The organism is Agrobacterium sp. CMT1, assembly GCF_037203725.1.
In the GTDB taxonomy this organism is placed as follows: Bacteria; Pseudomonadota; Alphaproteobacteria; order Rhizobiales; family Rhizobiaceae; genus Agrobacterium; species Agrobacterium pusense.
The window spans coordinates 261,938-274,703 of the sequence record NZ_JBBCAR010000003.1 but is presented as its reverse complement, the minus strand read 5'-3'; the positions used below and the strand labels follow the sequence as shown (position 1 = coordinate 274,703).

Genomic DNA, 12,766 nt, shown 5'->3' with positions numbered 1-12,766 from the left:
CCAGAGGAAACCCTTCATGACCCGCATTTTCACCGCCTTTGCCGCCGCCTCCCTGCTCTCTACTGTTTCCCTCACGGGCATCGCCCATGCCGACGGCATGAAGACAGACGCCATGAAGCCCGACGCGATGAAAATGGAGACGATGAAAAAAGATGGCATGTCCGTGACCGGCAAGAAGGCCTGCATGCACAAGGCCGGTATGGAAATGGACAAGATGAAGAAAGCCGACATGATGAAGGCCTGCGATATGATGAAATAACAACGGCCCGAAAGGAAAAAGCCCGCATCGGTTTTCACCGATGCGGGCTTTATCGACTGAAAATCCGGAACTCAGAGTTCCGACTGGCTTTCGACGATCTTGCCGACGAGGCCATAGTCCTTGGCCTCTTCCGCGCCGAGCCAGTAATCGCGATCGATATCCTTGGCGATCTTTTCTTCGCTCTGGCCGGTGGCCTTGGAGAAAATCTTGATCAGGCGCTGGTTCATCTTGATGATTTCGCGAGCCTGGATTTCGATGTCGGACGCCATGCCGCGCGTACCGCCGGAGGGTTGGTGCAGCAGGAAGCGGGTGTTCGGCAGGCAAAGGCGACGTTCTTTCGGCACCGAAACATAGATCAGCGCGCCGGCGGAGGCGACCCAGCCCGTGCCGATGATGTAAACCTTCGGCTTGATGAACTTGATCATGTCGTGGATGGAATCACCCGATTCGACATGACCGCCCGGAGAATTGACGTAAACGCGGATGTCGTCGTCGCTGGCGGCGGCAAGGGCCACGAGCTGCGTGCAGACCTTCTGCGCCAGTTCCTGCGTGATGCCACCATAGATGAAGATCGAACGCGACTTGAAAAGATTCGCTTCCGTTTCCTTGCCGATCGGCAGTTCCTTGCTCTTGTCGTCTTCGTCTTCGTTCATCAACGGCTCTCTCCAGCAAAATTCGTGCATGCCCTTCGGACATAGTGCGACTTGTTACGTAAGGCAATGAGCAAAAAAGACAAGGTTCGCGCCCGAACAATAAACAGCACCCCCGGCAGATGACGCATGGACAGCTCGTTCGTCTTCGCGATATCGTCAGCGTCTCATTGCAGTGCCGCACGCTGCGGAACCCCAAGACAGCAGGTGAGCGGCGATAATCTTAAGAGGGAACCATGCTGAAAAGACTAAGCCTTGCAGCCGCCGCGCTCGGCCTTACCACCCTGCCCGCTTTCGCGCATTTGAACCCGGAAGAACACGGCTCCTTCATGGCCGGTGTGTCTCACCCCTTCTTCGGTGCGGATCATATTCTGGCGATGGTGGCGGTCGGCATCTGGGCCTCCCAGATTGCTGTCGCGCAAAGTGACCGAAGGGCGCTCTGGATCGTGCCCGCCGCCTTCGTCGGCACCATGGCTGTGGGCTTCCTGATGGCGGTTTACGGCATCGACCTGCCCTTCGTCGAACCCGCCATTCTCGCCTCCGTCATCGGCCTTGGCCTTCTGGTCGCCATGGCGGCAAAGCTTCCCACCGCAGCAGCCGCGGCCGTTGTCGGCGCTTTCGCGCTTTTCCACGGCCATGCGCATGGCGGCGAACTCGGCAGCGCGGGCGCGCTGCAATTCGGCATCGGCTTCATGATCGCCACCGCCATCCTGCACCTTGCCGGCATCGCCCTCGGTCTCGGCATCACCCGCTTCGGCTCGGTCGCCAGCCGCACGGTTGGCGCGCTCACGGCGATTGCGGGCCTCTCGCTCGCTTTCGGCGGCTGAGGATCATTACCGAAATTTAAAATTCGGACCGCTTTGAAAAGCCAAAATTGTGGCCTACCTCCTTATCGTAGAATTTCGCTTCACGGTAAGGAGGCAGCACATGTCACCGGAAGAAAGCCAGCTTCTCAAGGGCCTGTTCGAAAGAACCAAGGCCGCATCCGCCACCCCGCGTGACCGCGAGGCGGAAACGTTGATCGCAGACGCCGTGCGCGATCAGCCCGAAGCTCCCTATTATCTCGCTCAGGCGGTGATCGTGCAGGAGAAGGGACTGGAAGCGGCAGCAGCCCATATCAAGCAGCTCGAAGAGCGCATCCACGCATTGGAAAGCGCCAACCCGGCCCCTCAGGCCGCAGCGCAGGGCGGCTTTCTCAGTTCCATCTTCGGCAGCGGCCAGCCGCAGCCGCCAGCTCCGACACCAGCACCTGCTGCTGCCGCGCCGGCCTCGTGGCGCAACGATACCGCTGGCCAGACGACCGGTCCGTGGGGATCGCAGGCAGCCCAGCAGCAGCCCGGTGGACCGTGGGGTCAGCAGCCGGCAGCAGCCGGCCGATCTGGCGGCGGTTTCCTGCAAGGTGCGCTTGGCACCGCAGCCGGCGTTGCAGGTGGCATGCTGCTTGCGAATTCGCTGAGCGGCATCTTCGGAAGCCACATGTCGTCGCTCGGTCTCGGCTCGCCCTTCGGCGGCAATAGCGGCACTGGCAATGCGCCAGTCGAAGAAACGGTCATCAACAACTATTATGGTGACAGCGCGAACCCGCAGGATAACAATGACGACGATATCCAGCAGGCCGATTACGACGACAGCGCCGATGATGCTGATTTCGATTCAGGCGACGACAGCTCGTTCGCCTGAACTTTTTATCCTTTAAGGAGCCGGATCAGCCGCGGCCGCGATAAGTGGCAACGCCCTGATCCGGCAGCCACACGCCCTCGGGCGCCGGTCCGGTCTGCCAGAACACGTCGATCGGAATGCCGCCGCGCGGATACCAGTAGGCGCCGATACGCAGCCACTTCGGCTGCAGCAATTCCACAAGGCGCTTGGCAATATAGACCGAGCAATCCTCATGGAATGCGCCATGGTTGCGGAAGGACTGCAGGAACAGCTTCAGCGACTTCGATTCCACCAGAAAGTCGCCGGGAATATAATCGATGACGATATGGGCGAAATCCGGCTGGCCGGTCATCGGGCAAAGCGAGGTGAATTCGGGCGCGGTAAAGCGCACGACATAATCGGTGCCGGCATTGCCGTTGGGCACCTTTTCGAGAACGGCCTTTTCAGGGCTCTCTGGCGTATCGACCTTCGTGCCCAGCTGCGACAGGCCGGAAACATCCGTCACGGACATGGAAAACTCCTGTTTTTTAAACGATCACTTTGACGCCATGCGCCTTTTCGCCTTCCGGCTCGACGTGAATGGCAAGGCTGGCGCCCGGTATGACGTCCCTTATGGCATCTTCAAGGCGGTCGCAAATATCATGCGCCTCACGCACCGTCATGATCGCCGGTACGACGACGTGAAAATCGATGAAGGCGGCCGAACCGGCGCGGCGGGTTCTGAGATCATGGACACCGATAATGCCACCGGAATTGGCTGCGATCGCCTTCTTGATCGCCTCATCCTCCTCGGGCTCCACTGCCCGATCCATCAGGCCACCAAGCGAATGCAGGATGACCTTCGAGCCCTGAAACAGAATGTTGACGGCCACGAGAATGGCAAGCGCGGGATCGAGAATGGCATAGCCCGTCAGCAATGCCAGGACGAGGCCGACAAGTACGCCTGCCGATGTCACGACATCAGACATGATGTGGTGGCCGTCGGCCGCAAGCGCCGGCGAAGAATGCTGTTTGCCGACGCGGATCAATATTGTCGCCCAGACAGCGTTAATGATCCCGGCCGCGGCATTGATGGCAAGACCAAGTACCGGCGCTTCCGGCAGTCTCGGATTGAAGAGAGCGCCCCAGGCCTCCTGCACAATCAGCAGGGCGGCGACAACGATCAACACCCCTTCGACAACAGCGGAAATATACTCCGCCTTGTGGTGGCCGAACTGGTGGTCGTCATCGGCGGGCTTCTGCGCATAACGAATGACGAAATAGGCGATGAAAGCCGCGACCACGTTGACGGTCGATTCCAGACCGTCGGACAGCAGCGCGACCGAGCCGGTAACCCACCAGGCCACAAGCTTGAGGCCGAGTACACCGAAAGAAAGCGGAATGCCCCAGAATGCGAGCTTCCTGACCAGCGCATTGCCTTCAACGTTCATTTTCTGTCCCCGTGCGGATGCGAACGAATTGCATCATCAAGTCCCAAAACGCACGAACCGCGCGCACGGGGGTACCCGTGCGCGCGGTTCGCAATTTGCGCGTTCTATCGTTCAAACCATGGCAAAGGTCAAGAGCCGTAGCGGCCTTCAAGGCCTCATGGCCGGCTTTTCTGTTCGCAGAAACGGATGCGGTTGCCGAAGGGGTCGGTCACCTCCATCACGTCGCCCCATGGCAACTCTTCGACACCCGGCTTCATGAAGCGATAATCCTTCGCTGCCAGTTCGCGCTGAAAGGCGTGAACGCCGTGCATCGTGACAAAGATGTTCGAGCCCGGTGTCGCATCGCCATGATGGCCGCTGAGATGAAGACCCATCCCCGCGCGTGAAATCTGCATGTAGAGCGGGAAATTTTCGCCGAAGCGGTGTTCCCAGTCGACCTCGAAACCGAGAAAATCGATATAGAACTCCCGTGCCTTGGCCTCGTCGAACATCCTGAGGATGGGGAATATCCGCTCGAAAGCGATATCTCCGTCTATGCGCGTCCCGGCATCGGCCATGCTGCCTTCACCTTCTTCAGGCCATAAAATGAAACCGGCCGCAACAGGTGCGGCCGGTAAGGTCAGCTTATTCGGCTGCGACGATCTTGCCGTCCTGCCACTTGAACAGCGAGAAGGTCTGCGAGGTCAGGTCACCGCTTTCGCCATAGGTGACCTTGCCAATTGCGGTCGGGAAGGCTTCACCGCTCTTCAGAACCTTGGCAACCGCTTCGGAATCCTTGGCGCCAGCCTTTTCGATGCCGGCCTTCAGGACTTCGACAGCCGCGTAAGCGTTGAGCGTGAAGGCTTCCGCCGGAATGTTGGCGGCCTTCAGCGCTTCCGCGGCAGCCTTGGAATCAGCGTTCTTCAGCGCGTCGGAAGCATTGGTGAAGATCGTGCCTTCGCCAGCCTGCGAACCGATGTTCCAGAACTCGCTGTTCGACAGGCCGTCACCGCCGATAACGGCAGCCTTGGAGCCGATATCCTTCAACTGGCGCACCAGAAGACCGGCTTCCGGATGGTAACCGCCGAAATAGATGATTTCGGCATTGTCGGACTTCAGACGTGCCGTCAGCGCGCCGAGGTCCTTTTCGCCCGGCGTCAGGGCATCGTAGAGAACTTCGGTCACGCCGCCGGCATTCAGCGTCGCCTTGAAGGCATCTGCCAGGCCTTTGCCGTAAGCGCCCTTGTCGTGAATGATGGCGACCTTCTTGTCCTTGAGGTTGGCGAGAACGTATTTCGCCGCAACCTCGGCCTGCTGGTCATCGCGACCGCAGGTGCGGAAGACGTTGGAAAGGCCGCGGTTGGTAAGGCCCGGCGCAGTCGCCGTCGGCGTCACCATCAGCACGCCGTTTTCGGCAAAGACGTCCGAAGCGGGAATGGCGACGCCGGACGTCACCGGACCGACGACGAAGTGAATGCCTTCGGCAACCAGCTGATTCGCGGCCGAAACGCCCTGCTTCGGCTCGCCGCCATCGTCGGCCAGCTTCAGCACGACCTGTTCGCCGAGGATGCCGCCCTTTTTGTTGATTTCATTGACTGCCGTCTGGGCGCCGTTCTTGACCTGGTCGCCATAAGCGGCGACAGGACCGGTAAGCGGCGCAATCAGGCCGATGACGATTTCGGCATGGGCAAGGGGTGCGAATGCGAAGGACGCTGCAAGCGTCACGCTGGTCAATGTCTTCAGTTTCATCCTGGTGTCTCCTTAAAGGGGGTCGCGGGACCCGGTGAGCGCCATGGGCGCCGACCGAATGAAACTATCGGACGCCTCCCGGCGAAAACTCGTTCCATTTTTGAATTCCGAGCCTTCCACTCAACTCATACGGAAGGATTGATGATCTATGCAAGTCACCTTTGCTGGATTAGGTCTATTAGAGGTAAATCAAACGCGAAGCGGGCCATGATCCTATCACTCCAAAGCACGGTATCGACCCATGGAAATGCTTGGCGTTCGGCCGCCGCTGGAGGATAATCGCGGCATGATCACAGCAGATGACGAATTTCTGACAGGCCTGCCCGTTTTCCAGCGCTTTGAGGACGTGGTTGATCCGGCGCTTTATCGTGCCCTGCCACCGGGATGGGGGGTCGCCATCGCCGATATCGTCGATTCAACGGCGGCGATCCAGACCGGCCGATACAAGGCGGTGAACATGGCCGGCGCGGCTGTCATTTCCGGTGTATCGAACAGTCTCGGACGTCACGACCTGCCCTTCGTTTTCGGCGGCGATGGCGCCGCCGTCACCGTGCCCCCGGGCGGGCTGCCGCTTGCCAGCGCCGCTCTTTCTTCCGTTCAGCGTTGGGTGAAGGACGATCTCGACCTTACGATGCGGGTAGCGCTGGTTCCGGTTGAGGATATTCGTGAGAATGGCTTCGATGTGCGCGTCGCGCGTTTTCAGGCAAGCGACGATGTATCCTATGCGATGTTTTCAGGTGGCGGCAATAGCTGGGCTGAAGCACGGATGAAGGAAGGCCTTTATATCCTGCCCACCGCAGCCGCAGGCGAACGCCCGGATCTGACCGGCCTCTCATGCCGCTGGAATCCCATTCCGGCGACCCGTGGCAAGGTTGTATCCATCATAGCGGTGCCGGGGCCGTCGCGGGACATGCCGGCATTCCGCAAGCTTGTTACCGATCTTGTCGATCTGGCCGAGCAGGACGGAAGGCATGGCCACCCCGTGCCTGAGGAGGGCCCGAAGCTCGGTTTCGTGCGGGAGGGACTGAATCTCGAGGCACGCGCAGGAGCGGCCCATCGCGACGTCTGGGGCCAGTTGCGCCGTTCGTCCCGTATTCTCGGCGAGACCCTGCTTATCAATTTGCTCGGCTTGACGGGTCTTTCGCTCGGACGGTTCAATGCGGAGCGCTATCGGCGCTCCGTCGCCAGCAATACCGATTTCAGGAAATTCGACGACGGTTTGAAGATGACTGTGGACATCGACGCCGCAAGGCTCGAAAAAATTCGCGACCGGCTGGAGCAAGGCCGCCTGTCTGGAAGCTGTTATTTCGGCCTGCATGAGCAGGACGCCGCATTGATGACCTGTATCGTACCCTCCCCGCTTTCACGGGATCACATGCATTTCGTGGACGGCGCTGACGGCGGATATGCGGCTGCAGCAAGCCTGCTCAAGCAGCAGATGCAGGCTGGGCCCGCCCGCTGATCGCACCCGGCGCAAAGACCAGCGCGCTCCTTGCGGGATCACCCGCCCGGTCAGGTAACTCACAAACGAAAAACCGGCGTCAAGCGCCGGTTTCAATTCAATGCTGCCGGAGGCCTGACGGCCCCGGATCAGGCGGCTGTCTTGCTGCTCTTCTGCGCCTGGCAATAAATTTCCTCAAGGGAGGCCAGGATTTTCTTAACGGATTCGGAGTTGCTGGAATAATAGATGGTCTGCGCATCCCGTCGTGTCTTTACCAGCCGCTGGGCCCGCAATTTCGAAAGATGCTGCGAAAGAGCGGACTGGCTGAGACCAACCTGAGAGGCGAGAACACCGACCGGCACTTCCGTATCCACCAACGTGCATAAGATCATCAGGCGCTTGGGATTCGCCATCGCTGAGAGCAAGTCTGCAGCGGCGATGCTATGTTCCGACAGAGATTGGTTATCCATACGCTCAAGTCTCCTGATGACAGTCGGAAAGACGGTCATGGTGGCTATTATAGGTGTTCCAAAAGGTGTTTTTATAATTCGGTGGATACGTTGTATATACCTAAATCTTGCTTATATCGTGTCCCTTTCAAAGACTATTCTTCACTAATTATCCATCTAAGACACTTCACCTAAAATATCGGCGTTCTGCCTGATTTTTATCACATTTACAATAAAAACATGTATTAGAATAAGTATTCATAAGCAACAAATGATAAAAATTTCAGCTCCCAAATCACCATAACCCGCGACCGATTTTGAGGCTTTAAGCTTATACCACCTTAAATTTAGCAACGCGCTACAGAATCTAGTTTTACTTTGCGCAATTTTCTCGAAATTTGCAATATGGTTTTTATTAGTAATAATTTTCATGCATAACTTATGATGTCAAAGATACTCTTTCCAACAGGGGGAAGGTAACTTGCCCGGAATATCTGCGGAAAAACAAAAGGGACCCCCGGTGAGGGAGGTCCCTTTTGTTTCCTGGCAAAAGCCAGTTATTTTTTGCGATGACGGGTCAGCCCTGCCACGACTTCGTCAGCGGAAATCGTGCCGACGATCGCGCCATTGTCGACGACACCGATTGCGCCGGAATGTTTGGCCAGCGCATCGAGAATGTCGATCAGGGGGGATGACGGGCGGGCGGTGGCCGCGACGGTCATCTGGCCGTTGCGTTCATCTACGCCCCGCTTCATCACATCCGCAGCGGTCAGCATGGAGATCGGGTTCATATTCTGCACGAAATCCGCGACATATTGCGTGGCCGGTTGCTTGACGATCTGCTGCGGCGTCCCGCACTGGATGATGCGTCCGCCTTCCATCATGGCGATACGATTCCCGATGCGGAAAGCCTCATCCAGATCGTGGCTGACAAAGAGAATCGTTTTCTTCAGCCGGCTCTGGAATTCGAGAAGCTCATCCTGCAGGCGGCTTCTGATAAGGGGGTCGAGCGCCGAGAATGGTTCGTCCATCAGCAGGATCGGCGCGCCGGTGGCAAACGCTCTCGCCAGTCCCACACGCTGCTGCATGCCGCCGGAAAGCTCTCCCACCTTGCGGTCGGCCCAGGCGGAAAGATTGACCAGTTCGAGCTGCTCGGCCACCATGCGTTTGCGCTCCGCTTCCGGTACGCCGGAAAGCTCGAGCCCGAAACCGACATTGTCGGCCACGTTACGCCATGGCAGAAGACCGAATTGCTGGAACACCATGGAAACCGTATGCATGCGCAGGTCGCGGAGCGATTTGGCCGTTGAGCGATAGGGATCGACAAAGCCGGTCTTGGTCTTCACCCCCACATTGCCGCGTACCACGGGCGCAAGCCCGTTGACGGCCCTGAGCAGCGTCGACTTGCCCGAGCCGGAAAGCCCCATAAGCACGAGTATCTCGCCTTCGCTCACCGACAGCGATGCATTGGCGACACCGAGCACCAGCCCGGTCTCGGCATTGATCTCGTCGCGCGTACTGCCCCTGTCGATCATCGGCAGCGCGGCATCGGGCCGGTCGCCAAAGACGATATCGACATTTCCGAAGATGATGGCGTCACTCATAGATCATCCTCCGTACCGGGAAGGCGGAAAAGCCGGTCAAGAACGATCGCCAGTATGACGATGCACAATCCCGCCTCGAAGCCCATGGCGATATTGACGGTGTTCAAGGCGCGCACGACAGGCACGCCCAAACCATTGGCGCCGACAAGCGCGGAAATGACCACCATCGACAACGACAGCATGATCGTCTGGGTAAGACCGGCCATGATCTGCGGCGCGGCGAAGGGCAGCTCCACCTTGCGCAGCACCTGCGACGGCGTTGCTCCGAAGGCGACGGCCGCCTCGACCAGCGCCGGCGGCGTGGAGACAATGCCGAGGCGTGTGAGCCGCACCGGAGCCGGAATGGCGAAGATGACGGTGGCGATCAGCCCCGGAACCATGCCAAGGCCGAACAGCACCAGCGCCGGAATGAGATAAACGAAGGTGGGGATGGTCTGCATCAGGTCCAGCACCGGGCGCATGCCGGCATAGATCCATTTGCGCCTCGCCGCCAATATGCCAAGCGGTATGCCGATGATCATGCACACGGCGCTGGCGGCGATCACCAGCGCCAGCGTCTCCGTCGTCGCTTTCCAATAGCCGAGATTGATGATGAGCAGCAGGCCGAGTGCGGTGAAGACGGGCATGCCGATCGAGCGTCGCGTCCAGGCCGAAAGCGCCGTGATAATCGCCACGATGACCAGCGGATGCGGCGCCTGGAGCACATAAAGCAGGGCGTTGATGACGCTTTGGAAAATGAAGGAAAGCCAATCGAAGAAAAAAGCGAGATTGCCGGTCAGCCAGTCGATGGCCTCCTTGGCATATCGGCCGACGGGCAGGCGGTTTTCAGGAGCGCTGAGCCATTCCACGGTAAGAAAAGACCTTTCTTAAACAAATGCAGAAACAACGACCGGCAGACGGCGGCCGGACGCGGTGCTGGCGCATGACCTGCAATGCGTTGAAAATGCGCGGGCAAGGTCATGCATGGGCATCGATATTTCCCGCTGCATCCAGCCTGTCGCACAGGCCGGATACAGTCATGCATAGTCTTGCGTTTTAAAGGCCAAGCGCCTTCTTGACGGCGGGCAGGGCGTCGGCGCTGCCATCCTTGGTCTTGACGTTGGCGAGCCAGGGCTCGACCGCAGCCGGATTGGCCTTCAGCCATGCGGTGGCGGCAGCTTCGCCCTCAAGCCCGTCATTCAGGATTTTGCCCATGATCTCGTTTTCCATGGGCAGGGAAAATTGCAGGTTCTTGAGGAAGGCGCCGACATTGGGGCATTCCTCGACATAACCCTTGCGAACATTGGTGTAGATCGTCGCACCACCGAAGTTGGGACCGAAGACCTCATCGCCGCCCGTCAGGTAGGTGAGCTTGAAATTCGCATTCATCGGATGCGGTTCCCAGCCGAGGAAAACGATCGGCTCGCCGGATTTTTCCGCGCGGGCGACCTGCGACAGCATCCCCTGCTCGGAGGATTCGACGACTTCGAACGCCTTCAATCCGAATGTATCCTTCGCCACCATGTCGAGGATCAGGCGGTTGCCGTCATTACCGGGCTCGATGCCATAAATCTTGCCGCCAAGCGCGTCGCTGTGCGTGGCGATGTCCTTGAAATCCTTGATGCCGAGTTCGGCACCCTTGGCGTTGGTCGCCAGCGTATACTTGGCGCCGGTCAGGTTTTCCCGCAGCGTTTCGACCGATTTGTCTTCGCGGTAAGGCGCGATATCCCCTTCCATGGTCGGCATCCAGTTGCCGAGGAAGACATCTATGTCTTTGTTTTTTAGGGATGTATAGGTAACGGGAACAGAGAGAAGCTTGACGTCGGTTTCATAGCCGAGGCTTTTCAGTAGTACCGTGGCGGTGGCCGTTGTGGCAGTGATGTCGGTCCAGCCCACATCGGAAAACCGCACCGTGCCGCAGCTTGCCGGTTCGGCGGCACCGGCCGCGCTGAACGTCATGGAGGAGATTGCTGCGGCCAGAACCAGACAGCGACGTCTATTTGCAAACATTGTTTGCTCCCTTTTTTTCGTTCCCTTGCCATTATCAATATCTTCCGGCCACAATCAACTCGCGTGCATTTGCGTGCTTTGGCCCGCCCGTTTGCGACAAAAACGGCAAAAACGTCGGGATTCGAACCTGCAAATGGGAAAACGCAGACCGCAGAAATCTGTGTTTTTCGCGCCTGCGCACTTTTCAATCCACATCTTCCTCGTCAAAAGACGCCTGATGCGGCATCGGACCGGGCTTTGTGATCGCCTGGTGAAATCCGGCGCGCCGTTTCGTGAGGTTGCGAGGCGTCCGAAAGGCGCGAAGGCGCTCCGGGAGTGGATAATGGCAAAACTCTATTTCAATTATTCGACGATGAATGCCGGCAAATCGACCATGCTGCTGCAGGCGTCCTATAATTATCAGGAGCGCGGCATGCGCACGCTGATCTTCACGGCCGCGTTTGACGACCGCGGCGGCGTCGGCCGTGTCGCCTCGCGCATCGGTCTGTCCTCCGACGCCCTGACCTTCGATGAGAATACAGATTTGTTCGCTGAAGTATCGGCCCTGCATGTACAGGCGCCCGTCGCCTGCGTTTTCGTCGACGAGGCCAATTTCCTCTCAGAACACCATGTCTGGCAGCTTGCCGAGATTGTCGACCGGCTGGACATCCCGGTCATGACCTATGGTCTGCGCACGGATTTCCAGGGCAAGCTCTTCCCTGCCTCGAAAGAACTGCTTGCGATTGCCGACGAGCTTCGCGAAATCCGCACCATCTGCCATTGCGGCCGCAAGGCGACGATGGTGGCCCGCTTCGACAATGAAGGAAATGTCGTCACGGAAGGCGCGCAGATTGAGGTAGGCGGCAACGAAAAATATGTTTCCTTCTGCCGCCGCCACTGGGTGGAGGCGTTCAACGGCGGCTGAGCGGCTGCGTCCGGTTGCCGCATTTGATTTTTCGCAAAGATGACCGCCCGGCTCCTGCGCTAGAACGGCGGGGACATCCGCTTGGATGTGCTTTCTCTCAGGAGCAAAATTATGCAGAACAAAATTGCCGGATTTGCCAGCCTCGTCATTGCTGGACTTTTTGCCTTCCCCGCCCTGTCTGCCGAAATCGAAGTGAAGATGCTCAACAAGGGCAGCGATGGTCAGGCGATGGTCTTCGAGCCCGCAACCGTAAAGGCTGCCGTAGGTGACGTCATCACCTTCATTCCGGTGGACAAGGGCCATGACGCGGCAGCCGTGAAGGATATGATCCCCGAGGGGGTTTCCGAGTTCAAGGGCAAGATGAACGAGGCGGTGAAGCTGACGGTCGAGAAGGAAGGCGCCTACGTCGTCAAATGCACGCCGCATCTCGGCATGGGCATGGTCGCGCTCGTTGTCGTGGGCGACGCCGTGCCGGCCAACCTCGATGCCGTCAAGAGCGGCAAACTGCCGAAAAAGGCACGCGACCGGCTGAATGAGGAGATCGCCAGGCTCGGCCTCTGACTGTTTGCCCTCCGGCTCCGCGGCGGCCGTTACGTCGCAGTCCGTATGGAGAGCGATGGCGGCGGGCGCGGACCGCAGGTTGAGAAAAGTTT

The 12,766-nt window shown here is 58.7% G+C and carries 15 protein-coding genes; 6 read left to right on the top strand and 9 right to left on the bottom strand.

Going from position 1 to position 12,766, the window contains the following annotated elements:
* The first annotated feature begins 16 nt into the window (after positions 1-16).
* Positions 17-259: a pentapeptide MXKDX repeat protein gene (locus WA845_RS06340; protein WP_022556718.1), complete on the top strand. Its 243-nt coding sequence runs from the start codon at positions 17-19 to the stop codon at positions 257-259.
* A 71-nt stretch (positions 260-330) separates the two neighbouring features.
* On the opposite strand, the gene WA845_RS06335 is transcribed toward WA845_RS06340, so the two are convergent.
* Positions 331-912, bottom strand: a complete 582-nt coding sequence (locus WA845_RS06335) for an ATP-dependent Clp protease proteolytic subunit (RefSeq protein ID WP_003523060.1) — start codon at positions 910-912, stop codon at positions 331-333.
* 233 nt (positions 913-1,145) lie between these two features.
* On the opposite strand from WA845_RS06335, the gene WA845_RS06330 reads away from it, so the two are divergent.
* On the top strand, positions 1,146-1,736 hold the full coding sequence (locus tag WA845_RS06330; protein ID WP_112554112.1) for a HupE/UreJ family protein: 591 nt from the start codon (positions 1,146-1,148) through the stop codon (positions 1,734-1,736).
* 100 nt (positions 1,737-1,836) lie between these two features.
* The gene (locus WA845_RS06325; protein WP_037089749.1) at positions 1,837-2,589 is read left to right on the top strand and encodes a DUF2076 domain-containing protein; all 753 of its coding nucleotides are present in this window, start codon (positions 1,837-1,839) and stop codon (positions 2,587-2,589) included.
* A gap of 25 nt (positions 2,590-2,614) precedes the next feature.
* Here WA845_RS06325 and queF read toward each other — a convergent pair whose 3' ends face one another.
* The 4 genes from queF to WA845_RS06305 form a co-directional block, all read right to left on the bottom strand.
* Complete coding sequence (gene queF / locus WA845_RS06320) at positions 2,615-3,079, bottom strand: preQ(1) synthase (RefSeq protein ID WP_004430149.1); 465 nt, start codon at positions 3,077-3,079, stop codon at positions 2,615-2,617.
* Between the two features lie 16 nt (positions 3,080-3,095).
* Positions 3,096-3,998: a cation diffusion facilitator family transporter gene (locus WA845_RS06315; protein ID WP_004443025.1), complete on the bottom strand. Its 903-nt coding sequence runs from the start codon at positions 3,996-3,998 to the stop codon at positions 3,096-3,098.
* Positions 3,999-4,153: 155 nt separating this feature from the next.
* Positions 4,154-4,555 (bottom strand): glyoxalase superfamily protein, encoded by a 402-nt coding sequence (locus WA845_RS06310; RefSeq protein ID WP_112554114.1) that lies wholly within the window; start codon positions 4,553-4,555, stop codon positions 4,154-4,156.
* Positions 4,556-4,622: 67 nt separating this feature from the next.
* The gene (locus tag WA845_RS06305) at positions 4,623-5,726 is read right to left on the bottom strand and encodes a branched-chain amino acid ABC transporter substrate-binding protein (RefSeq protein WP_004443027.1); all 1,104 of its coding nucleotides are present in this window, start codon (positions 5,724-5,726) and stop codon (positions 4,623-4,625) included.
* Between the two features lie 286 nt (positions 5,727-6,012).
* On the opposite strand from WA845_RS06305, the gene WA845_RS06300 reads away from it, so the two are divergent.
* Entirely contained in the window at positions 6,013-7,188 is a 1,176-nt protein-coding gene (locus WA845_RS06300; protein WP_112554347.1) for a DUF3095 family protein, read from the top strand.
* A 128-nt stretch (positions 7,189-7,316) separates the two neighbouring features.
* Here WA845_RS06300 and WA845_RS06295 read toward each other — a convergent pair whose 3' ends face one another.
* The 4 genes from WA845_RS06295 to WA845_RS06280 form a co-directional block, all read right to left on the bottom strand.
* The gene (locus tag WA845_RS06295; RefSeq protein ID WP_003524068.1) at positions 7,317-7,637 is read right to left on the bottom strand and encodes an ArsR/SmtB family transcription factor; all 321 of its coding nucleotides are present in this window, start codon (positions 7,635-7,637) and stop codon (positions 7,317-7,319) included.
* Positions 7,638-8,173: 536 nt separating this feature from the next.
* Positions 8,174-9,220 (bottom strand): choline ABC transporter ATP-binding protein, encoded by a 1,047-nt coding sequence (gene choV, locus WA845_RS06290; protein ID WP_004443032.1) that lies wholly within the window; start codon positions 9,218-9,220, stop codon positions 8,174-8,176.
* Complete coding sequence (gene choW / locus WA845_RS06285; RefSeq protein ID WP_112554116.1) at positions 9,217-10,068, bottom strand: choline ABC transporter permease subunit; 852 nt, start codon at positions 10,066-10,068, stop codon at positions 9,217-9,219. Before choW ends, choV begins: the two co-directional genes overlap by 4 nt.
* 187 nt (positions 10,069-10,255) lie before the next feature.
* The gene (locus WA845_RS06280; RefSeq protein WP_373887382.1) at positions 10,256-11,158 is read right to left on the bottom strand and encodes a choline ABC transporter substrate-binding protein; all 903 of its coding nucleotides are present in this window, start codon (positions 11,156-11,158) and stop codon (positions 10,256-10,258) included.
* 373 nt (positions 11,159-11,531) lie between these two features.
* Here WA845_RS06280 and WA845_RS06275 point away from each other — a divergent pair, with 373 nt between their 5' ends.
* Entirely contained in the window at positions 11,532-12,113 is a 582-nt protein-coding gene (locus WA845_RS06275) for a thymidine kinase (protein WP_022556726.1), read from the top strand.
* Positions 12,114-12,224: 111 nt separating this feature from the next.
* Entirely contained in the window at positions 12,225-12,674 is a 450-nt protein-coding gene (locus WA845_RS06270; RefSeq protein ID WP_037089744.1) for a pseudoazurin, read from the top strand.
* Positions 12,675-12,766: the final 92 nt, after the last annotated feature.